Origin of the sequence: Mycobacteroides franklinii, from assembly GCF_001853795.1 — a bacterium.
In the GTDB taxonomy this organism is placed as follows: domain Bacteria; phylum Actinomycetota; class Actinomycetes; order Mycobacteriales; family Mycobacteriaceae; genus Mycobacterium; species Mycobacterium franklinii.
The window spans coordinates 561,248-582,231 of the sequence record NZ_MLIK01000019.1; the positions used below are offsets into that span (position 1 = coordinate 561,248).

At 65.8% G+C, this 20,984-nt stretch carries 21 protein-coding genes; 10 read left to right on the forward strand and 11 right to left on the reverse strand.

The features are described 5' to 3' along the window. Positions 1-15: 15 nt before the first annotated feature. Positions 16-450 (reverse strand): MarR family winged helix-turn-helix transcriptional regulator, encoded by a 435-nt coding sequence (locus BKG76_RS10570; RefSeq protein ID WP_070939115.1) that lies wholly within the window; start codon positions 448-450, stop codon positions 16-18. 86 nt (positions 451-536) lie between these two features. Between BKG76_RS10570 and BKG76_RS10575 the strand changes: the two genes are divergently transcribed. Continuing rightward, on the forward strand, positions 537-1,220 hold the full coding sequence (locus tag BKG76_RS10575; RefSeq protein ID WP_070937609.1) for a PadR family transcriptional regulator: 684 nt from the start codon (positions 537-539) through the stop codon (positions 1,218-1,220). On the opposite strand, the gene BKG76_RS10580 is transcribed toward BKG76_RS10575, so the two are convergent. Next, on the reverse strand, positions 1,221-2,927 hold the full coding sequence (locus tag BKG76_RS10580; RefSeq protein WP_070937610.1) for a 3-ketosteroid-delta-1-dehydrogenase: 1,707 nt from the start codon (positions 2,925-2,927) through the stop codon (positions 1,221-1,223). It lies immediately after the preceding gene. A 172-nt stretch (positions 2,928-3,099) separates the two neighbouring features. Here BKG76_RS10580 and BKG76_RS10585 point away from each other — a divergent pair, with 172 nt between their 5' ends. Both BKG76_RS10585 and BKG76_RS10590 read left to right on the forward strand, forming a co-directional pair. Next, positions 3,100-4,257 carry a Rieske 2Fe-2S domain-containing protein gene (locus tag BKG76_RS10585; protein WP_070937611.1) on the forward strand — a complete coding sequence of 386 codons (1,158 nt, stop codon included), beginning with the start codon at positions 3,100-3,102 and terminating at the stop codon, positions 4,255-4,257. Continuing rightward, positions 4,254-4,511, forward strand: coding sequence for a ferredoxin (locus BKG76_RS10590; protein ID WP_078282129.1), 258 nt, complete (start codon positions 4,254-4,256; stop codon positions 4,509-4,511). Before BKG76_RS10585 ends, BKG76_RS10590 begins: the two co-directional genes overlap by 4 nt. On the opposite strand, the gene BKG76_RS10595 is transcribed toward BKG76_RS10590, so the two are convergent. The 4 genes from BKG76_RS10595 to BKG76_RS10610 form a co-directional block, all read right to left on the reverse strand. Then, positions 4,508-5,428: an alpha/beta hydrolase gene (locus BKG76_RS10595; RefSeq protein WP_070937612.1), complete on the reverse strand. Its 921-nt coding sequence runs from the start codon at positions 5,426-5,428 to the stop codon at positions 4,508-4,510. The genes BKG76_RS10590 and BKG76_RS10595 overlap by 4 nt on opposite strands. Beyond that, positions 5,425-6,312, reverse strand: a complete 888-nt coding sequence (locus BKG76_RS10600) for an IclR family transcriptional regulator (RefSeq protein WP_070939117.1) — start codon at positions 6,310-6,312, stop codon at positions 5,425-5,427. The genes BKG76_RS10595 and BKG76_RS10600 overlap by 4 nt, the downstream gene beginning before the upstream one ends. Before the next feature lie 183 nt (positions 6,313-6,495). Further along, entirely contained in the window at positions 6,496-7,395 is a 900-nt protein-coding gene (bphC, locus tag BKG76_RS10605) for a biphenyl-2,3-diol 1,2-dioxygenase (RefSeq protein ID WP_070937613.1), read from the reverse strand. After that, positions 7,395-8,576 (reverse strand): acyl-CoA dehydrogenase family protein, encoded by a 1,182-nt coding sequence (locus BKG76_RS10610; protein ID WP_070937614.1) that lies wholly within the window; start codon positions 8,574-8,576, stop codon positions 7,395-7,397. The genes bphC and BKG76_RS10610 overlap by 1 nt, the downstream gene beginning before the upstream one ends. A gap of 131 nt (positions 8,577-8,707) precedes the next feature. Between BKG76_RS10610 and BKG76_RS10615 the strand changes: the two genes are divergently transcribed. From BKG76_RS10615 to BKG76_RS10630, 4 genes are read left to right on the forward strand one after another with little or no spacing between them, the layout of a single operon-like run. Continuing rightward, on the forward strand, positions 8,708-10,321 hold the full coding sequence (locus BKG76_RS10615) for a flavin-containing monooxygenase (RefSeq protein WP_070937615.1): 1,614 nt from the start codon (positions 8,708-8,710) through the stop codon (positions 10,319-10,321). After that, positions 10,318-11,112, forward strand: a complete 795-nt coding sequence (locus BKG76_RS10620; RefSeq protein WP_070937616.1) for a mycofactocin-coupled SDR family oxidoreductase — start codon at positions 10,318-10,320, stop codon at positions 11,110-11,112. The genes BKG76_RS10615 and BKG76_RS10620 overlap by 4 nt, the downstream gene beginning before the upstream one ends. 34 nt (positions 11,113-11,146) lie before the next feature. Further along, complete coding sequence (locus tag BKG76_RS10625; RefSeq protein ID WP_070937617.1) at positions 11,147-11,977, forward strand: mycofactocin-coupled SDR family oxidoreductase; 831 nt, start codon at positions 11,147-11,149, stop codon at positions 11,975-11,977. A gap of 26 nt (positions 11,978-12,003) precedes the next feature. Then, a complete protein-coding gene (locus BKG76_RS10630; RefSeq protein ID WP_070937618.1) occupies positions 12,004-12,840 on the forward strand; it encodes a sulfurtransferase in 837 nt (278 codons plus the stop codon). Here the strand turns inward: BKG76_RS10630 and BKG76_RS10635 are convergent. The 3 genes from BKG76_RS10635 to BKG76_RS10645 are packed head-to-tail and all read right to left on the reverse strand — an operon-like array spanning position 12,837 to position 15,137. Beyond that, positions 12,837-13,223, reverse strand: a complete 387-nt coding sequence (locus tag BKG76_RS10635) for a DUF1304 domain-containing protein (RefSeq protein WP_070937619.1) — start codon at positions 13,221-13,223, stop codon at positions 12,837-12,839. The genes BKG76_RS10630 and BKG76_RS10635 overlap by 4 nt on opposite strands. 26 nt (positions 13,224-13,249) lie before the next feature. After that, entirely contained in the window at positions 13,250-14,506 is a 1,257-nt protein-coding gene (locus BKG76_RS10640; RefSeq protein WP_456237968.1) for an MFS transporter, read from the reverse strand. Then, positions 14,499-15,137, reverse strand: coding sequence for a GntR family transcriptional regulator (locus BKG76_RS10645; protein WP_070937621.1), 639 nt, complete (start codon positions 15,135-15,137; stop codon positions 14,499-14,501). The genes BKG76_RS10640 and BKG76_RS10645 overlap by 8 nt, the downstream gene beginning before the upstream one ends. Before the next feature lie 276 nt (positions 15,138-15,413). Between BKG76_RS10645 and BKG76_RS10650 the strand changes: the two genes are divergently transcribed. The 3 genes from BKG76_RS10650 (at position 15,414) to BKG76_RS10660 (ending at position 18,340) form a co-directional block, all read left to right on the forward strand. Continuing rightward, complete coding sequence (locus BKG76_RS10650; protein WP_070937622.1) at positions 15,414-16,559, forward strand: acyl-CoA dehydrogenase family protein; 1,146 nt, start codon at positions 15,414-15,416, stop codon at positions 16,557-16,559. Positions 16,560-16,592: 33 nt separating this feature from the next. Continuing rightward, positions 16,593-17,861 carry a lipase LipE gene (gene lipE, locus BKG76_RS10655; RefSeq protein ID WP_070937623.1) on the forward strand — a complete coding sequence of 423 codons (1,269 nt, stop codon included), beginning with the start codon at positions 16,593-16,595 and terminating at the stop codon, positions 17,859-17,861. Positions 17,862-17,947: 86 nt separating this feature from the next. Next, positions 17,948-18,340: a hemophore-related protein gene (locus BKG76_RS10660; RefSeq protein WP_070937624.1), complete on the forward strand. Its 393-nt coding sequence runs from the start codon at positions 17,948-17,950 to the stop codon at positions 18,338-18,340. 1 nt (position 18,341) lies between these two features. Here the strand turns inward: BKG76_RS10660 and BKG76_RS10665 are convergent, their stop codons facing one another. Both BKG76_RS10665 and BKG76_RS10670 read right to left on the reverse strand, forming a co-directional pair. Continuing rightward, complete coding sequence (locus tag BKG76_RS10665; RefSeq protein ID WP_070937625.1) at positions 18,342-19,745, reverse strand: mycothione reductase; 1,404 nt, start codon at positions 19,743-19,745, stop codon at positions 18,342-18,344. A 49-nt stretch (positions 19,746-19,794) separates the two neighbouring features. Then, entirely contained in the window at positions 19,795-20,982 is a 1,188-nt protein-coding gene (locus tag BKG76_RS10670) for a sensor histidine kinase (protein ID WP_070937626.1), read from the reverse strand. Positions 20,983-20,984: the final 2 nt, after the last annotated feature.

Sequence of the window (20,984 nt, forward strand, 5' to 3'; positions counted from 1 at the left end):
CGCCCGATATGCGCTTTAGGGGTTGGCGGCATCCTCGCCCGTGATATCACGCAGAGTCTGGAAGAAGTCGCCCCGCTGCCGTGCCGAGATACCCGACAGCAGACGCTCTTCGGCGCCCCGGGCCAACACATCTGCCTGCTTGAGCAAGGCGGCGCCGGATCGGCTCAACTGCGCCGGACGTGCGCGGCCCGAGTCCACCGTGTCCGGCCGGGACACCAAACCGGCGTCCTGCAGCGCCTGCAGAACGGTGTTCATCGATTGCGGGGTCACGTCGATCGCGCGGGCCAGATCCGCGTTGGACCAGCCCGGGTTTTTGAACAGCACCCGCATGCAGACGTACTGGGGGAATGGCAGATTCAGCGGTGCCAGCGCCGCCGCAATCTCGGATCGCAAGGCCGCCGACACGCGATGCATCAACGCGCCGAGCGGCTGCCATTCCTGCTCATCCATATCAGTGATGTTGACACAGTTGCCGTCGTCCCGCTGAGCGGCCCGGGCCAACCCGCAGCGATATCTCACGTTGCTACCCTTGACCGATGGCAGCAACCAGTTCGCCCGGCGAGCCAAACCTTGCTGCCACCAGCTGGACGATCCTCGGCATGCTGTCCTATAAAGAGGAAGTCTCCGGCTACGACATCAAGAAGTGGGCGGACTGGAGTATTCGCTACTTCTACTGGAGCCCGTCGTTCAGCCAAATCTATTCGGAACTACGCAAACTCGAGAAACTCGGGCTGGCGACATCCCGGCTGGACCTCGAGAACGGTGCCCGCAGTCGTCGGCTTTACCAGATCACGCAACAAGGCATGGACGCGCTCACTCAATGGGTGAACGAGGCTCCCGCAGATCCACCCGTCCTCAAGCACAGTGTGGTGCTGCGCGTCATGAACGGACACCTTGCCGACCCCGCGCGGCTGAAGGAACTACTCACCGAGCATCTCTCCTACGCCGAGGAAATGCACAGCCAGGCCGCTATTGACGCCGAAGGGGCCCGCGCTCAGCCCGGTTGGGCCTATTCCCATCTCGCGCTGAAATGGGCTGAGCGGTACTACGAGTCGGAGCGGAATCTGACCCTGAAGATGCTCGAGGACCTGGACGAGGCCGCCGCCGTGTTCGACGACGCGGAGTCCGGAACCCCCAAGCTCATCCCTGGCTACTGGCGCAAGGTGGAGAAAGATGTTGAGGCCGTTAAGGGCTCGACGCCCCAGGACTCGGGCACGTAATCATCGTGCGGCCGCGTCATGCGCCGCGATGTAGCCGTACACCAACCCCTGAGCAATCGTCGCCCCGGCGCCCGGGTAGGTGGCGCCAAAGGCATTGGCGGCGGTATTGCCGATCGCATACAGGCCCTCCATGACGCTACCGTCTTCGCGCAGCACCCGAGCTCGGTCGTCGGCGCGCAAGCCACCGCAGGTGCCCAGGTCGCTGAGCACCATGCGCACCGCGTAGAACGGCCCCTTGCGCAGCGGCCGTAGATTCGGGTTCGGGGTTACCGTCGGATCGCCGTAGTAGCGGTCGTACACACTGCGGCCACGCTGGAAATCGATATCGTCACCGGCCGCTGTCGATTCGTCGAACCGCTGCACCGTGGCCAGGAACTCATCCTGCGGTACACCCATCATCGGAGCCAGCGCCGCCAAACTCTCCGCACGATGCGCGATCCCGGCGTCAAACCAGCCGTCGGGGATCGGCATGCGGGGATACAGCTGGCCTGCGAAAACGTAACTGTCGCGGTACTGCTGGTCGAAAATGATCCACATCGATTCCACTGGGTCACCGGAGCGCTCCCGCTCCAACACCCGCTGTCCGAACGACATGTAGTCGGTGGCCTCGTTGATGAAGCGTTTACCGGTGTGGTCGACGATGAACGATCCCGGCAGCGATCGCTCCGCCAGCATCACCTTCGGGGCACCACCGGGCAGCGGCGCCACCGCCGGGAACCACCAGGCCTGGTTCATGGAATCGATTGCCGCACCGAAGTCTTGGCCGATTCGCAGCGCATCGCCGGTATTGGTTTCGGCGCCCAGACTCATGTTCTTTCCCAGCCTCGCAGACTGGAATTTGTGTCGCATCTCCATGTCGTGGTCAAAGCCGCCGGCGGCCAGCACCACGCCGCGATTCGCCGTCACCGTGATCTCGCGCCCCTCATGGGTGACCACCGCGCCGGTGATGCGCTGTCCCTCGACGATGAGACGCGCCAGCGTGGTATCGGTCCAGATGGGGACGCCCGCGCGCAGCACCCCGGCGAACAGTCCCGCGGCCAGCGCCTGACCGCCCGCCAGGTAACGCCGGCCCAGCACTGCCCCGCCGACCCCCTGTGCGACTCTTTTCACGATGAGCGGCAACGCCTTACGGGGAAGTCGCGCCATCAGATTCATCCACCGATAGTCGGCGCTGGTGACGGGCATCGGCACGGCCGGCGGTTTCATGACACCGGGCTGCAGCCTGTTGCGGTACTTGCCCAACACCGACGCATCGAACGGGCGGCATTCACAGGTGCGCCCGGCGGGGCTGCCACCGGGCTCCTCGGGGTGATAGTCCGCATAGTCGCGGCACCAGGTGAAGCGCATCGGGGTCGCACGCGTCAGCATGTCGACGGTCGCCGACTCGTGCTCCAGGAAGCCGTCACTGCGCGCGTCCGGCGCACTTCCCGCGACCACCGCACGCAGGTAGGTACGCGCCCGCTCCAGGGTGTCACCCGTTCCGGCTACCCGCAGCACGGGACTGGCCGGCAGCCATAGGGCTCCTCCGGAGCGGGCGGTAGACCCACCCACATAGTGCGATTTCTCGACGATCAGCACCGACATGCCGAGCTCACTGGCAGCCAGCGCGGCGGCCATACCGGTCCCGGCACCAACGACCAGCAGATCGACCTCGATGTCATCCGCGACGGTCCCGTCCGGGATCAGCCCGTGGGGTGCTGACGCCATGTGTGCATACCTCCGTGAATTCGCGTGGACCGCAGCGAGGCTAGGCCGACAAACCCCACGCTGCGCCCGTGTTTCCCTCCCAGCGGGAGGCGGCACGCATACGGCGGAAACGATGTCCGGTGAGCGGACCAACCCACTGCTCCGGCTAGGAATTGGCTGTTAGAACGGGTCCATGACGACAGCCCAGTCAGACACCGAATCCGATCTCATGAAAGTTCGGAGCATCGAGGCGGACGCGGCACCGGCCCGGTTCGCCCGCGGCTGGTATTGCCTCGGTCTCATCAAAGACTTCGGGGATGGAAAGCCGCACGCCGTCAATGCCTTCGGCCAGAAGCTCGTAGTCTTCCGCTCGGGAGACGGCACGGTCAGTGTGTTGGACGCCTACTGCCGGCACATGGGCGGCGACCTCAGCCAGGGCGAGGTCAAGGGCGACGAGGTCGCCTGCCCGTTCCATGACTGGCGTTGGGGCGGCGACGGCCGCTGCAAGAAGGTGCCCTACAGCCGACGCACCCCCAAACTGGCCCGGACCGCCACCTGGACCAGCCTGGAACAGGACGGCATGTTGTTCATCTGGAACGACCCCCAGGGCAATCCGCCGCCCGAAGGTGTCACGATCCCCCGCATCGAGGGCGCCACCAGCGATGAATGGACCGATTGGCACTGGTACACAACGGTTGTCAACACCAACTGCCGCGAGATCATCGACAATGTGGTGGACATGGCGCACTTCTTCTACGTACACGGCGCAGTGCCCACGTACTTCAAGAACATCTTCGAGGGACACATCGCCACGCAGTACATGAACACCGGCGAACCGCGCGCCGATCTGCCCATTCCCGAGGGTGTGCAGATGACCGGGCAGACGTCCGTCGCGTCCTATTACGGCCCGTCTTTCATGATCGACGATCTGACGTACCACTTCGTCGGGTACGACTCGAATTCGATCCTGATCAATTGCCATTACCCGATCGATGCCAATTCCTTCGTGTTGCAGTACGGAATCATCGTGAAGAAGTCGGCGGGACTCTCCGACGGCGACGCGCTGGCCGCCGCCATCACGCTGGGCGACTGGATCAAGGCCGGCTTCGAGCAGGACGTGCAGATCTGGAAGAACAAGGCGCGCATCGACAATCCGCTGCTATGCGAGGAAGACGGCCCCGTGTACCAGCTGCGTCGCTGGTACGAACAGTTCTATGTGGACACCGCGGACGTCACCCCCGAAATGACCGATCGGTTCGAGTACGAGGTGGATACCTCCCGCCCCGGCGAGGTCTGGAAGACCCAGATCGAGGAGAACCTCGCAGCGATGGCCGCAGGCGCATCATCGTGATCCGTGCGGACAACCGCCTGGCCGATTCGCCGATGGTTCCAGTGGGCTGTCAGCGTTGCGGCGCCGAGGTTTTGGCGCGCAAGAGCAGCTGGCAGCAGACCAGTGTGCAGTGGAATGCCGAGGCCGAGTCGCGATGCCCGCAGCGACGGGAGTGCACCGGGCTCTTCCTGGTGTGCCCGGAATTGCGCGGCTCCATCCTTGATGCCGCGCGTAGCGGACGGCTACCCGTGCTCGCCGAGGAGTACGGCGTCTAGGCGAGCAGCTCGTCGACGTCGCGGCATAGCCGTTCGATCGCCGCGTTGGCCAGCTCCACGGTGGGCATGGTCATGAACCCGTGAATTGCGTTGTCGTAGCGCCGATACCGAACCGGGATCGCCGCCTCTCTCAGCGCTGCCGCATAGGCCTCGCCCTCGCTGCATGGTGGGTCATAGCGGGCCGTCACCACCACCGCGGGCGGTAACCCGCTCAGATCCGCCCGCAGCGGCGCGGCATACGGGTGGGTGCGCAGGGCGCGATCGGGTAAGTACTGATCCCAGTACCACTGCATCGCGCCGCGCGTGTTGTAGTAGCCGTTCGCATATTGCCGGTAGGACCGGGTGTCGAAGTCCGCGTCCAGTACCGGGTAGATCAGGATCTGACCTGCCAGCGCGGGCCCGCCCAGGTCGCGGGCCATCAACGCGGTCACCGCCGCCAGATTCCCTCCTGCGCTGTCACCGCAGACCAGCAGCCGGGCGGGATCACCACCCAGAGTGCGGGCATTGCGCACCGACCAACACGTCGCCAAAAACATGTCCTGCGCCGCCGTGGGCCACCGGTGTTCCGGGGCACGCCGGTAGTCGACCGATACCACCACAGCCGGCATCTCGTCGGCCAGTCGACGGCACAACCCGTCGTGAGAGTCCAAGTCGCAGAACACGAATCCGCCTCCGTGGGCGAAGACGATGGTGGGCAACGTGCCCACCGCGTCGGGGCGGTACACCCGGATAGGTATCTCACCGTTGGGCCCGGAGGCATACTCGTCGGTCACCGACTTCATGGGCAGCGGCTCGGCGGGCGCAACGTATCGGGCGCGGATCGCGGCACGCGCCTGCGCTCCGGTCATCTTCTCGACGCGCGGGAAACCCTCGTTCAGCATCGGAAGCAGTGCGGCGATCTGAGGATCGAGGGTCACGCGTACTGCAGTGTCCGCGGGCTCGTCTCGCGCCGAGCGGTGGCGGCCGAGGGAGCACCGCGCAGCGGCCGGATCGGTTGCAGCGTCGGGGCCACCCGGGTGGGGCCATTCTCGACATTGCGCCAGATCCCCATGGCCGTCATCCGCACCGGGGCCACCAGCCGCTGATCGAATGTCATGCGCGGCATCGGCCCGCATACCGACACCGCGGCGACGGCATCGCCGATGCTTCCGATCGGGGCGGCCACGCAGCCAATGCCCTGCTGCAGCTCCTCGCGGTCGAAGGCCACACCGTGACCACGAACCTTGTCGAGCTCCGGGCGCAGTTGCGCGGCAGAGCCGATGGAGTAACGGGTCTTGCGGGCCGGCGCGGTGAACTCGTCAAGTGTCTCAACGCGGTACGCCAAGATTGCCTTGCCGGACGCCGTACAGTGCGCCGGCTGACGGCCCCCGATGCGGGTGGCGATAGCGGCACCCATCCCCGCACCGATTTTCTCGAGATACACGACGTCCGTGCCGTCGAGGATGGACAGGTGGACCACCAGGCCGGTGGCGCGATGCAACTCATGCAGCATCGGCAGGGCGGCAGCGTGTAGCCGGTCCTGATGCACCGCCAGCGACCCCAGCTCCACCAACCGCGTGCCGAGCTCGTAGTCGCGGCCATCGCGTCGCAGCCAGCGCAGCTGCACCAGGCGCTCCAGCATGCGATGCACGGACGAGCGGGGCAGACCGGTACGGCGCACCAGCTGCGCCAGCGTCAGCCGACCCGGGCCGTCGAAGGCGTCCAGCAGCAGAGACACCCGATCGATGACAGCGCTCGGGGTGGCCGAATCGGCGGTGATGGTGGTCATGGATGAGCCGCTCGCGCGAAGATCGTCGGTCATGGTGCCCTCCCACGGCTTTGGGGTCTCGGTCACATATGACTATTAGTCATATAGCTGTTTGTACCATGGGTGTGTCCGCCGACACAACCCCGGTGACCCCCATACGCGAACAGACGCTTGTTGCACACGCGGCCTGCGATTCGCGTGCAACAAGCGTCTGTGTGACGGGAGGGGGTGTGAGGACTACATGGCGGCCAGCGGCTCGCTACCGGACCAGTCGTGGCCCCAATAGCTGTCCGCGGTGATTTCCTCCGCGGTGTAACACGTTTCGTCGACGCGCATACCGTCCGTGCCGAACTCGATATCCCACCCGCCGGGCGCCCGTACATAGAAGGACACCATCTTGTCGTTGGTGTGCCGTCCCAGTGTGGACGAGAGCGAGTACTCATCCTTGAGTACGCGATCCAGGGCCTGCCCGACGGCATCGAGGCTGTCCACCTCGACCATCACATGCACCAGCCCGGGCGCCCCCGCGTGCGGTGCGGGGCACAGCGCCAGGCTGTGGTGGCGCTCGTTGATGCCCAGGAACCGCACGCGCATCGGACCGAACTCCGGTGGCGCCGGAATGCGGAAAGCTCCCCGTGGCCGGAATCCCAACACCTCGGTATAGAAGGTGAAGGCGCTGGTCGGATCGGTGACCGGCAGTACCACGTGTCCCAGCCCCTGGGGGCCCGTCACGAATCGTGCGCCGTAGGGCGTCACCACCGGGCTGTGGTCCAGCACCGGACCGTGGAACACCTCGACGGTGGTGCCGACGGGATCGGTGAAGGTCACCACCTCCTCGACCCGACGGGCGTCGGCCTCCCCGACGGGCAGGGATTTCACGCCGATGCCGGCACCTTCCACTGCCCGTACGACATCCCGTAACGCCGCGCCGTCGCGCACCTCCCAACCGACCGTGACAACCTGATCCGTCTCCCCCGGCACCACCACGACGCGCGCCGCACGTTCATCCATGCGCAGGTACAGGGCATCGGGATCAGGTCCGCTGCCCTCGGCAAAGCCGAGCACCCGCAGGGCGAAATGGCGCCACCGGTCCATGTCCCGGGTCGCGATGGTGATGTATCCCAAACTTTTCAGCATCAGATCATCGACCTCAGCGGGCCCTGCGGCTCGATGCCCAGCGAGCTGAGCGCCGACGCGTGAAACACGGTGCTGGGCACGTGAATCGCGTGCGCGAGCCCGGTGTGGGCGTCGCGCCAATACCGTTGCAACGGTTTGTCCAATCGCATCGCATTGCCGCCCGAGCGGGAGAAGATCTGGTCGACGGCCATTACGGCCCGCCACGCGGCACGCACCTGGGTGCGCCGGCCCGCGGCCCTCTCCGCGAAGGACACCTCCTTGCCGGAATCGACTACTTCCCAGATCTTGTCGACGTTCGCGAGGATCTCCTGACGCGCGGCATTGATATCCGCCGCGGCCTCACCGATCGCGAAGAGCACGTACGGATCGTCCTTGACCGCGGTGCCCTGTGCCCCGACACGCTCGCGCTGGTAGTCCAGATGCGCGGCCAGTGCACCCTCCGCGATGCCGATCACCGCCGAGCTGATACCCAGCGGGAACATCGTCGACCATGGCATCCGGTACAGGGTGTCGGTCATCCCGGCGTTGCGCTGCGCGGTGCCGTCGATCACCTCGTCGCCGTCCATCACGCGGTACGACGGCACGAATGCGTCCTTGACGATGATGTCCTTGGAGCCGGTGCCGCGCAGCCCCACCACATTCCAGGAATCCTCGACAATCTGGTAGTCCGTGCGCGGCAGAATCATGTGCAGCATCTTGGGCGGCATGATGGGCTTGCCGTCGGCATCGCCGCGCATGGCGCCCAAGATGATCCAGTCGCAATGGTCGGTGCCGGAACTGAACTGCCAGCGCCCGTTGAATACGTAGCCACCGTCCACCGGCGTGGCCACACCCGTTGGCGCGTACGGGGAGGCCATCCAGATGTCCTGGTCCTGGCCCCACATCTCCTCGGCGACCTTCGGGTCGGCGAAGGCAATCTGCCATGGATGCACACCCACGACGCCGCAGATCCAGCCGGAGGCGGGATCCAATGCGGCGGTGGCCATAACCGTTTCGGCGAACTCACGGGGATGCACCTCGTAGCCACCGTACTTTTTGGGCTGGAGCAGCCGGATGGGTCCGGCTGCCTTGAGCATCTTGGCGCTCTCGTCGGGCAGCTTGCCCAGCTTCTCCGCCTCCCATGCCTGCTCACGCAGCTGGTCAGCGAGATCGGTGATGCGATCTATTACGCGTTCGGTCATGCGCTCGATAGTGCGCCCGCCGCGTTGCCGCCATCGGGCGCTTTCCCGATCAGCGGTCCGTTGGATCCGATTGACCGGTCACTGGGAACGGGAGGCCGACCAGAACCGATGTCGCCCTAGCGTGGCCCATCGTGAAAGCCCACGTAAAGAACTTCGATGTCGTGGTGATCGGCGCCGGCTTCGCCGGGTTGTATGCCTTGCAGCGGCTGCGGTCGCAGGGTCTGTCGGTCATCGTCTTCGAGGCCGGCTCGGATGTGGGCGGCACCTGGTTCTTCAATCGCTACCCGGGCGCGCGTTGCGATGTGGAAAGCATCGACTACTCGTATTCGTTCTCCGATGAGTTACAACAGGATTGGGATTGGACCGAGAAGTACGCCACCCAAGAGGAAATCCTGCGTTACATCAACCACGTCGCCGACCGGTTCGACCTACGGCGCGATATCCGCTGCAGCACCCGCGTCACCTCCGCGGTTCTCGACGAAGAGCAGATGCTGTGGACGGTGCGGACCGACCGGGACGACGAGGTGACCGGCCGGTTCTGCGTGATGGCCACCGGCGCGCTATCCACCGCGAACATGCCCCACATCCCGGGGCGCGACGCGTTCAGCGGCGAGCTGTACCACACCGGACACTGGCCGGCCGCCGGTGTGGATTTCACCGGCAAGCGGGTCGGGATCATCGGAACCGGATCCTCGGGCATCCAGCTGGTACCGGTCGCCGCCCAGACCGCCCGGGAACTCTTCGTTTTCCAGCGCACCGCCAATTATAGTGTGCCCGCTGGTAATACCGTCATCACCCCCGAGCGGCGCGCCGAGGTCAAGGCCACCTACACCGAACGGCGACGGCAGTCCCGGAACAGTGGCGGCGGTTCCCCGCACCAGGCCCACCCCAAGAACACCCTGGAAATCTCGGCGGCAGAACGTCGTGCCGCGTTCGAGAAGCGCTGGGACCTCGGTGGTGTCCTGTTCGGAAAGACCTTCCCGGACCAGACCACCGATATGCGGGCCAACGACGAGGCCCGCGCCTTCTTCGAGGAGAAGGTGCGCGGCGTCATCGAGGATCCCGCTGTCGCCGATGTCCTCATCCCCACCGACCATCCCATCGGCACGAAGCGAATCTGCACGGACACCAACTATTTTCAGACCTACAATCGCGGCAACGTGCACGCGGTCGATCTACGGTCAGCACCCATCGAGTCGATCGACGAGCGCGGGATCACCACCACCGCACAGCATTACGACTTGGACATGATCGTCTTTGCCACCGGCTTCGATGCCATGACCGGCGCGTTGAATCGCATCGACATCCGCGGCCGCGCCGGCCGACCACTGAAAGACGCCTGGCAGGCGGGTCCCCGCACCTATCTGGGCCTGGGCGTGGACGGATACCCCAACCTGTTCATCGTGACCGGCCCGGGTAGCCCTTCGGTGCTTGCCAATATGGTGCTGGGCGCCGAGCAGCATGTCGATTGGATCGGTGATCTGCTCAACCACATGGCAGAACACGGGTTTTCGACCGTGGAGGCGGAGCCTCAGGCCGTTGCCGACTGGGTGGCCGAATGCAATGAGCGCGCCGCCGCCACCATGTTCCCACAAGCCAATTCCTGGTATCTGGGCGCAAACATCCCGGGCAAGCCAAGGGTTTTCATGCCGTTCATCGGGGGATTCGGCGTGTACGGCGCCATCTGTGCTGATGTTGCGGCCAGCGGATACAAGGGTTTCACACTGGTCGGGAGCACCGCATGACACGCCTGAACGGACGGGTCGCCGTCGTGACCGGAGCAGGAAAGGGTATGGGGCGCACACATTGTGAGCGTCTGGCCGAGGAGGGCGCCGACGTCATCGCCATCGACCTGCCCGGCTGCGATGAGCTGGCCGAGACCGTCGCCGCCGTCGAGCAGCACGGCCGTCGGTGTGTTCCGGCATTCGCCGATGTTCGTGACGGCGAGTCGCTGACGCAGGCCATCGACGTGGGCGTGCGAGTGCTCGGCCGGTTGGACATCGTCGTCGCCAATGCCGGGGTCTACGAGGGCATGGCTCCGTCCTCCGAGCTTAGCGAGGACACGTGGCGGCGCGCGCTGGACGTGAACCTCACCGGCGCCTGGCACACCGTCAAGGCCGGTGCCGCACACCTTGCGGCCGGTGGTTCGGTGATCATCATCAGCTCCACCAACGGTCTCAAGGGCACCGCCAATACGGCGCACTACACCGCAAGCAAACACGCCGTCGTGGGCCTGGCCCGCACAGCGGCCAATGAGCTGGGGCCTCAAGGAATCCGGGTCAACACCGTGCACCCCGGTGCGGTGAGCACCGGGATGATCCTCAATCCCGGAGTCATCGCGCGGTTGCGTCCCGATCTGGAGAACCCGACAGTGGAGGATGCCGCCGAGGCGCTGGCGGCGCGCACTCTGCTCCCGGTGCCCTGGGTTGAACCGGTGGATATCAGCAATGCGGTGGTCTTCCTGGCCTCCGATGAAGCGCGCTACATCACCGGCACCCAGCTGGTGGTCGACGCCGGACTGACACAGAAGACGTGATGAGCCGCTTGCGCGAAGAATATGGAGGCCCGACGTGACTGGACGACTGGCGGGCAAGGTTGCCTTGGTGACCGGTGCCGCACGAGGTATCGGACGCGCGCAGGCGGTGCGCTTCGCCCAGGAGGGCGCCGACATCGTCGCACTCGATATCTGCGCGCCCATGCACACCACCATCACCCCGCCCGCCACCCGCGCCGATCTCGACAAGACCGCGGAGTTGGTCGAGTCGGCCGGGCGCCGGATCATCCCCGGAGTGGTGGACGTGCGCAACCTGCGGGATATGGAGACCTTCTGCAACGATGCCGTCACCGAGTTCGGCGGGCTCGATATCGTGTGCGCCACCGCGGGCATCACGTCAAGCGGCATGGTGCTGGATATGCCTGAAAGTGACTGGCAGACAATGCTTGACGTCAACTTGACGGGTGTTTGGCACACCACCCGCGTGGCCACACCGCACCTGATCGCCCGCGGCGGCGGCGCCATGGTGCTGGTTAGTTCCATCGCGGGGCTGCGTGGACTGGTCGGGGTCTCGCATTACGTGGCGGCCAAGCACGGTGTGGTGGGCCTGATGCGCTCGCTAGCGATCGAGCTTGCGCCACACAAGATTCGGGTCAACACGGTGCACCCCACCAACGTCGATACCCCGATGATCCAGAACGAGCACGTTCGCGCAATGTTCCGGCCCGACCTCGAAGAACCGACCCGCGAGGACTTCGGGGCGGCGGCCAAGACCATGAACATGCTCGATCTACCGTGGGTGGAGCCGCTCGATATCGCCAATGCCTCACTGTTCCTGGCCTCGGATGAGGCGCGGTACATCACGTCGGTGAGCCTTCCCGTCGACGCGGGCAGCACGCAGCGATAGCACCGAACAGCGGTACCGTCTGGGGTATGGACGTGCTCATCTCGGCCACCGAACTCGCTGAACGACTCTCCGAAGTCCGGCTGCTGGACGTGCGATGGACCGTCATGGCGCCCGACGGCCACCCGGCCTATCTGCAGGGGCACCTGCCCGCTGCGGTATTCGTCGATCTCGACGCGGAGCTTGCCGATCACTCCGCCACCGGCCGGGGGCGTCATCCGCTGCCGGCGCCGGAGGCTTTTCAGGCCAGTGCCCGCCGCTGGGGCCTACACGACGGTGATGCCGTGGTCGTCTACGACGATTGGAATGGGCAGGCGGCCTCGCGCGCCTGGTGGCTGCTGCGCGCGGCCGGGGTCTCCGACGTTCGGATTCTGGATGGTGGGTGGGCTGCCTGGCAGCGGTCCGGTGGACCAGTCGAGACGGGAGAGGTTGTCCCCGCACCCGGTGATATCACCATCGCCGCACTCGACGGCCTCGCCTCCGTCGACGCCAATGCTGTTGCCGAACGCGCTGATTCACCGGACAACCTGGTCTTCGACGCCCGCGCTGCGGCGCGCTATCGCGGCGACGAGGAGCCCCTGGACCCACGTGCCGGACACATCCCCGGGGCCGTTTCTGCTCCTACCGCCGAGAACCTGACCCCGGAGGGCACCTTCCGCCCGGCAGCCGAGTTACGCGAACGCTTCGACAAGCTGGGCGCGGGCAGTGCCCCCGTGACCGTGTACTGCGGTTCGGGTGTCACCGCGACGCATCAGATCGCCGCGCTGGCCATCGCCGGATACGACGCGACGCTGTACCCGGGCTCCTGGTCCGAGTGGTCCAGCGACCCACAACGCCCGGTCGCCACGGGGTCGGATCCGGCCTAGAGCAGTCCGACTGCCAAAGCGACGATTCCCAACAGCGGCGGCACCAACTGCTTCAGAGCTGCCGATGCCTTATCCGGCGAAGAGATCAGCAACACCAGCCCTGCGGCGACCATCGACCCGGCGCCGGTGAACACCAGCGTCGCACCCACCGAGGTGCAGCCTCGCACCCACAGCACCGTGCCCACGGCGATGGCAATGGCCAGGAACAGGTTGTAGAAACCCTGGTTGAAGGCCAGCGGCTTGGTGATCTCGGCTTCCTCGGCGCTGCGGACGCCGAACACCTTGCGGGTCTTCTCGCTGGTCCACGCGATCGACTCCAGATAGAAGATGTACACGTGGATGAGCGCGGCGATTCCCGTGAGTACCAGCCCTGCGATGATCATGCTGCGAAAGCCTAATCGCGGTCCGGCTAACGCAACACCGGCTCACGCGTTTCTTCGGCCGGCACCACCTCGGCGTCGTGCTCCTCACCGATATCGGTACGTGAGTTCATCGCCAGCACCACCAAGCACACCGTCGCCAGTATCGCGCCGCCCGCCAGCAGCACCGGATGCGTCAGTGCCGGTATCGCGTTGCTGAGCATCGTCAGCATCATCGGCACCCCGAAGCCCAGGTACGTCAGTCCGTAGAAGACGGCGGTCAGCCCCGCCAGGTCCGTCGGCCCGGCGATCCGGTTGACCTCCTGCAGCCCGCTGACCAGTGCTGTTCCATACCCAGCACCCAGGACCAGCGCGGCGATCAGGACCAGTGGAATCGTGAGCTGATGGGCGGCGACGGCGGCCAACGCCATCCCCACGGCGACCAGGACCAACCCGACGATGCCGAGCCGCGCGGTGCCCGCCCGATCGAGTCTGGGCGCCACCATCTGCGCGGCGAAACCACAGCCCAGGCAGACCAAGCAGCACAGCGCGGAGAATGCGATGCGCTCACCCGGAAGCGTCGGCGCGATCAGGGTCGGCAGCACCGCGTACGCCACCGCAGCCGATCCGAACACCCACGGCGCCAAGGGCATCACGACGAACAGGAAGCGCCGGCGGCGCGCGGCCGGAATTTTGAGGTCGTCGATCAGCCGTCCCGGTGCACGCTGGGCGGCCGATTCCGGCACCGAGAGTGCCAGCACCGCACCGGGAATCGTGATCACGATGTTCACCAGGAAGGCCAGGTGCTGCGGCCAGGGTCCCCACTGTGCCAACGCCCCGGCCACGGCCGCACCGAGTGCGAATCCGGCCGTCAGGCTCATCGCCCCACGCCGTGCGCCGGCACCGGGACGATCGAACGGCGGCGCCGACAGCTCCTTGACCCACGAGCTGCCCGCGGCCATGGCCAGGCCCAGCGCGATACCGGACAGCACGCGGCCGGTGAACAAAAGCGCGAAATGCTGTGCGCCCAGGGCGAGCACCAGCGACCCGGCCATCGAGATGAAGGGGGCGGGCAGCATCACCGCGCGGCGGCCGTAACGATCCGAGAGCGGCCCGCCCAGGAACAGCGCCGGGATGATGCCCAGCACATAGGCGAACAGCAGGGTGTCCACGGACGCCGCAGACTGACCGGCCTGCCGGTACATCACCAGCAGTGGTGTGAATTCATTACCACCCCAGGCGATTCCGAACATCGCGAGGCTCACGCGCTGCCAAGGTGCCAAACGCGGCAGCAGCCGGCTAGTCAATTTCCGTCACCACTTTCATGTGCTCGACCAGTTCAGTGCTGAAGCGGGGCGCATCGCCTGCCGCCAGCGCGTCCACCAACGCACGGTGCCCGGCGACCGACCGCGCGACCCGCACCGGATCCACTCCGATGGCCGCGGCGGACATGCGGCGCTGACGCTCGCGCAGGCTGTCGTAGAAGTTCTCCAGCAGCGGGTTGCCCAGCTTGGCCACAATCGCGCGGTGGAAGTCCACGTCGGCCGCGGCGAAGCCGGCGGCATCGCCCTGTGCGGCGCGTCCCAATTGCACGTCGATGAGTGCCGAGAGGTCGGACAGCAGTGCCTGGGACGCACCCCGCTCGGCGATACGTGCCGCCGCAGCCCCCTCGATGACCCGGCGCGCGTCGACCACATGCCGGCGCTCTTCGGGAGTGATGGGTACCACCAGAGCCCCACGCTTGGGATAGAGCCGCAGCCAGCCTTCGGTTTCGAGCCGCAGGAACGCCTCGCGCACCGGGGTGCGACTGCACCCCATCCGCGCCGAGATCTCCCCTTCGCTCAGCAGCTCCCCGCCCGGGATGTCGCCGTTGAGGATGCTCTCCTTGACGGAGCGATAAGCCTCTTCACTTGCGGAGATGGTCACCGTGCGAATCATAGACACAAGATGTATCTAAGCTGACGCCAGAGTGCCCTCGCAAGCTGAAAGACGCACCTCACAGGGTGTTCAGCGTCACGTTGGGGTCGGGGCGGATATACGACTGTGCCCACCTCTGTGCGACAAAGACCGTGACGATCGACGCTCATGGCCCGGCTGTCGCATAGACGCGGGCAACGGAGCCACGGTTCTTCACACGCGGCGGCGGTCGGCAGCCTCCGGTTCCCAGCCCGATCACCCCGGCGGGCGGATTTAGACGCGTGCTTCGATAACACCATGCAACGGACCATCTACACCGAGGACCACGAGGCATTCCGCGAGTCCGTGAAGGCGTTTGTGCAGCGCCACGTCGACCCGCGTGCCGAGACGTTCATCGAGCAGCGCTACATCGACCGCGAACTCTGGGAAGAGGCCGGTAAGCAGGGCTACCTGGGGCTCGACGTGCCCGAGGCGTACGGCGGCAGCAGCGCCGGGGACTACCGCTACAACGCGGTTCTGCAGGAAGAGCTGGCCCGCTCAAGTGCCGCGCTGGCCTCCTCGATGTCCATCCATTTCGACATCGTGGCCCCCTATCTGGTCGAGCTGACCACCGACGAGCAGAAGCAACGCTGGCTACCCAAGTTCTGTAGCGGCGAGCTGATCACCGCGATCGGCATGACCGAGCCCTCCGGCGGCTCCGATCTGGCTGCCCTCAAGACGACCGCAATCAAGGACGGTGACGACTGGGTCATCAACGGCTCCAAGACGTTCATCACCAATGGCGCACGTGCCGATCTCGTCGTCGTCGCCGCGCGCACCGCACCGGAGCTGAAGGCCAAGGGCATCACTCTGTTCGCGGTCGAGGAGGGCATGCCCGGGTTCGAGCGCGGCCGCAAGCTCGACAAGGTGGGACAGCCCGAGGCCGATACCGCCGAGCTGTTCTTCACCGACGTACGGGTACCCGCCGAAAACGTCATCGGCGAGGTCAACCAGGGATTCATCTCGATGATGCAGCGCCTCCCCCAGGAGCGGATGGGCTGCGCCGTCGCCAACATCGCCCACGCGGCGGGCGTGCTCGAAGAGACCATCGAATACGCGAAGGAGCGCAAGGCATTCGGCCAGCAGATCGGCAGCCTGCAATACAACAAGTTCCTCATCGCCGAGCTCGTCACCAAGCTCGAGGCGGCGCAGGTGTACGTCGACCAGGCCGTGCTGGCGCACAGCAAGCGCGAACTCACCGCCATCGACGCCGCCAAGGCCAAGTGGTGGTCCTCGCAGGTGCAGAACGAGGTCATCGACGCCTGCGTGCAGCTGCACGGCGGCTACGGGTACATGAAGGAGTACCGGGTCGCGCGGGCCTGGATGGATGCCCGTGTCACCAAGATCTGGGCGGGCTCCAACGAGATCATGAAGGAGCTCATCGGCCGCGACCTGGGCTTCTGAGAACGCTCAGGTGGGTCGGGTAGGAAGGAATCCATGACCGTCAGCGACGAAGCCGAACGAGCCGGCCGTATTCACGTTCCGGCCGACCTGGACTCGGTGACGGATATCGGCGGCGGCGATCAGGCCGAGGACCATTCCGAGATCGATCCGGCCGCCGTCGAGCGAATCTGGCAAGCCGCGCGGTACTGGTACCAGGCGGGTATGCACCCGGCGATCCAGGTGTGTCTGCGGCACAAGGGCAAGGTGATCCTCAACCGTGCCATCGGGCACGGTTGGGGCAACGCACCCACCGATCCCGCCGACGCCGAGAAGATCCCCGTCACCACCAATACACCGTTCTGCGTGTACTCGGCCGCCAAGGCCATCTCGACAACGGTGGTTCATCTGCTGGTCGAACGTGGCGCGCTATCGCTGGATGATCGGGTCTGCGAGTACCTGCCCACCTTCACCAGCCGCGGCAAAGACCGCATCACCATCCGACACGTGATGACGCACAGCGCGGGCATCCCGATACCCACCGGCCCGCGGCCCGATGTCACCCGGATGGATGACAGCGAGTACACCCGCGAGCAGCTCGGGCAGCTGCGCCCGCTGTACCGGCCCGGCCTGGTGCACATGTATCACGCGTTGACCTGGGGCCCGTTGGTGCGCGAGATCGTGCTGGGTGCCACCGGCAAGGGCATCCGGGACATTCTTGCCACGGAAATCCTTGACCCCCTTGGGTTCCGGTGGACCAACTACGGCGTGGCACCGGAGGACGTACCGCTGGTGGCGCCGAGCCATCCCACCGGTAAGCCGCTGCCCGCGCCCATGCGCGCGGCCTTCCGGGCGGTGGTCGGCGGCACCATGCACGAGATCATCCCGATGTCGAACCAGCCGTTCTTCCTCACCGGCGTGGTGCCCTCATCCAACACCGTCTCCACTGCCAACGAGCTGTCCCGGTTTGCCGAGATCCTGTGCCGCGGTGGCGAACTCGATGGGGTACGGATCATGTCACCCGAGACGATCCGCGCCGCGGCCGCGCCCGCACGGCGCCTGCGGCCCGATATGGCGACCGGCGGCATGCCGATGCGTTGGGGAACGGGATACATGTTGGGCTCCAAGCGGTTCGGTCCATTCGGCCGCAACTCCCCCGCTGCGTTCGGACACACCGGCCTGGTCGACATCGCCGTGTGGGCCGACCCCGCGCGCGCCCTGTCGGTGGGCGTGGTCAGCAGCGGTAAGCCGGGTAACCACAAGGAAGCCAAGCGGTATCCGGCCCTGCTAGACCTGATCGCCGCGGAGATTCCGCTGGTCGGTTGACCTCGCGGCGGTCAAGCGTACTGTGTAAACAAGGGTCGGGGAACAAGGTCGGGGATCAGTGCACGACTGACCCAAAGAAAGATGCCATGAAGCTCCACAACGTACGCATACGCCAAACAGCCCTCGCCGGCGCGATCAGCCTCTTCGGAGGGCTCGCCGCCGTCGTCACGGCTCCCACCGCACTCACAGCACCGGACTGCAGCCAAGAGAGACTGTCCGACACCGTCGCCACCACCACGTCGGCGACACGCAGCTACCTCGACGGCCACCCCGGTGCACGCGCGGTGTTCGATGCCGCGCCCGATCAGTCCCGGCCCGAGGCAGCCGCCAACATCCGCACGTACTTCACCGCTCATCCCACGGAATACCACGAGTTACGCGGCATTTTGGCACCGATCGGCAACGCTCAGCGCGAATGCAATGTCACGGTGCTGCCCGCCGGCCTCGCCTCTGCCTACGACGAGTTCATGGCGGGCTGAGCTAAAGCTCAAGTCCCAGTAGCGCGTTCTCGACCAGCTCGGGCAGCGCCGGATGGATCCAGTACTGTCCGCGCGCCATCTCGCGTACCGGGATGGCGAAGCTCATCGCGGTGATCAACGACTGGATGAGCGCCGACGCCTGGTAGCCGACGATGTGCGCACCCACCAACAGTCCTGTCGAGCGATCGGCGATCAGCTTGCACAGACCCTCGGTGTCCTCCATGGCCCATCCGTAAGCAATGTCGCCGTAGGTCTGCACCTTGACCGCGATGTCGATTCCGCGTTGACGCGCCTGCTCCTCCGACAGTCCCACCGACGCCACCTGCGGACGGGTGAACACCGCACCTGGCACGAACCGGTGGTCGCTGGCGGTGGTCGGCGAGTCCCATCCGGAAAGCAGATTCGCCTGCACCACACGGGCTTCGTGGTTGGCCACATGCTTGAGCAGATAGTGCGAACTCACGTCACCGAGCGCGTAGATGCCCCGTACCGGTGTGCGCTGGTACTGATCCACTGGGACGCGGCCCTTGTCGTCGAGCGTCAATCCCGCCTCGGCGATCTCCAGTTGATCACCGTTGGGCGTGCGTCCGGTCGCGACCAGCAGCACATCACCGGTCACCGTCGATCCATCGCTGAGGTCCACTTCGACACCGCCGCCGCCGATCTCACGGAGATCGACCACCTCGGTGTTCAGCCGGACATCCCACCGCGCCGACACGATATCGGTGAAACGCTGCGCGATGGTCTCATCCTGAGCGCGCAGCAACAGCGGCCCGCGCGCAATGACCGTAACCGCCGAACCCAAACCGCTGAACACATGCGCGAACTCGGCGGCAATGAAGCCGCTACCCACAATCACCACGCGCCCCGGCAGCTCCGGCAACCGCATGATGTCGTCATTGGTATGGAACGGCACGCCACTGTCAGCGATCAGCGGCGGGATGAACGGACGTGAACCCGCCGCGATCACCAGCTGCCTCGCCTGCAGGATCGTCCCGTCGGCCAGTTGCACACGATGCACCGGATCGCCCTCGGCATCGGTTTCCGGCGCGATGAACCGCGCTTCCTGCTGAAAGACGGTGATGTTCGGGCAGTCCTCAACGCGGTAGCGCAATCCGGCCGCCGCAATGGCATCGATCCGGCCGAACACCCGGTCCCGGATATCGGCCCAACGGGTTCCACTCACCGAGCTGTCCACACCCAGCCGGGCGCCGTCACGCGCCTCGTCAGCCAGATCCGCCGGATAGACGAACATCTTGGTGGGTATACAACCGACATTCAGGCAGGTGCCGCCATAGGCGCCCCCGTACACGCCACGATCGACAATCGCGATCTTCTGATCCGCAAACCGGTCGTCCGGCAAGGAGTTTGCACTGCCGGAGCCAATGATGACGAGGTCGTACATCTGTTCTCCCTCTCGTGAAGGCGGGGCCCGTGATGCCGAGCGGCCTCCCCTACGCTGCCATATCAACAGGCACGGTGACGGAGACCCTGGTGCCCGCACCGGGCGCCGAGTCGATCGCGACCTCTCCACCAGCGGCCTCGATGGGAACCGTCAGCGAGGCCAGCCCGATATGCCCGTCGGCGACCGAGATCACGAGATCGCGTGGATCGAAGCCCCTGCCGTCGTCCGCGACGACCAGGGTCAGGTGGTCCCCGTCTCGGGTGAGCTCAACCCGAATGCTGGAGGCACGGCCGTGTTTCACCGCGTTGGTCAACAGTTCCTTGGCCGCGCGGTATACCAGCGGTTGCACCGGGGGGCTGCCCACATCGTCCAGCTCGGTGATGACGTCGACGGTGCCCCGTGCCGCATGTTGTCGTCCGAGCTCCCGGATTGCCGCTGTCAATCCCAGCTCGGCCAGCACCTGCGGATGCAGTGAGGACACCGCGCCACGTAACTCGCCGGCGGTCTCGCGCAGCGACGAGTGCACGGCCTGCAGCACCGGATCCGGCTGGCGTTCAAGTACTTCCTCGATCTGCAGGCGCGCCGCCAGCAGGTTTTGCAGCGGCCCGTCGTGTAGCCGCTCGGCCACCTCACGGTTATGACGTTCATCGGCGCGCATCGCTTCCACGATCAGCTGCTCCCGGGTGTGCAGCAACTGGCCCACGCGCTCGGAGCGACGTTTGAGGACAAAGCACATACCGGTGGTGAAGACGGTCAGCCACAGCAGCGCCGCCCAGGTGACGTACTCGTCACCGGGAATGCTGTCCCAGTTGCCGTCGGCGATGTAGTACACCAGAATGCCGAAATACGCTACGGCCGTTATGGTTCCGAGGACTGCAGTCACCACTGGTCGTTCCTGGAACGCCACCGAGACCGGTAGCAGAAAGAACACCGGGAGCAGCTCGGTATTGCCGGCACCGGATGCCAGGCACAACATCACCACGGCGGCGATGTCTACCGTCGTGGCGGCGGGGGCCACCCAATCGGGAACCTGACCCCGCACCGCGATCGCCACCCACACGACAGCCGACGCCGTGTACACGGCCAGCACCCCGTAGTACACGCCGGTATGCCACATTTTGATGTTCGGGTCCGAGCCCAGCAGCACGATCAACCCGATCAGCGGCAGCCGAAGCCAGGCCGATACCCGCATGGGTTCGGCGGCGAAGTGGTCGGCGATCCTGTCCAGCCGGCTCATCG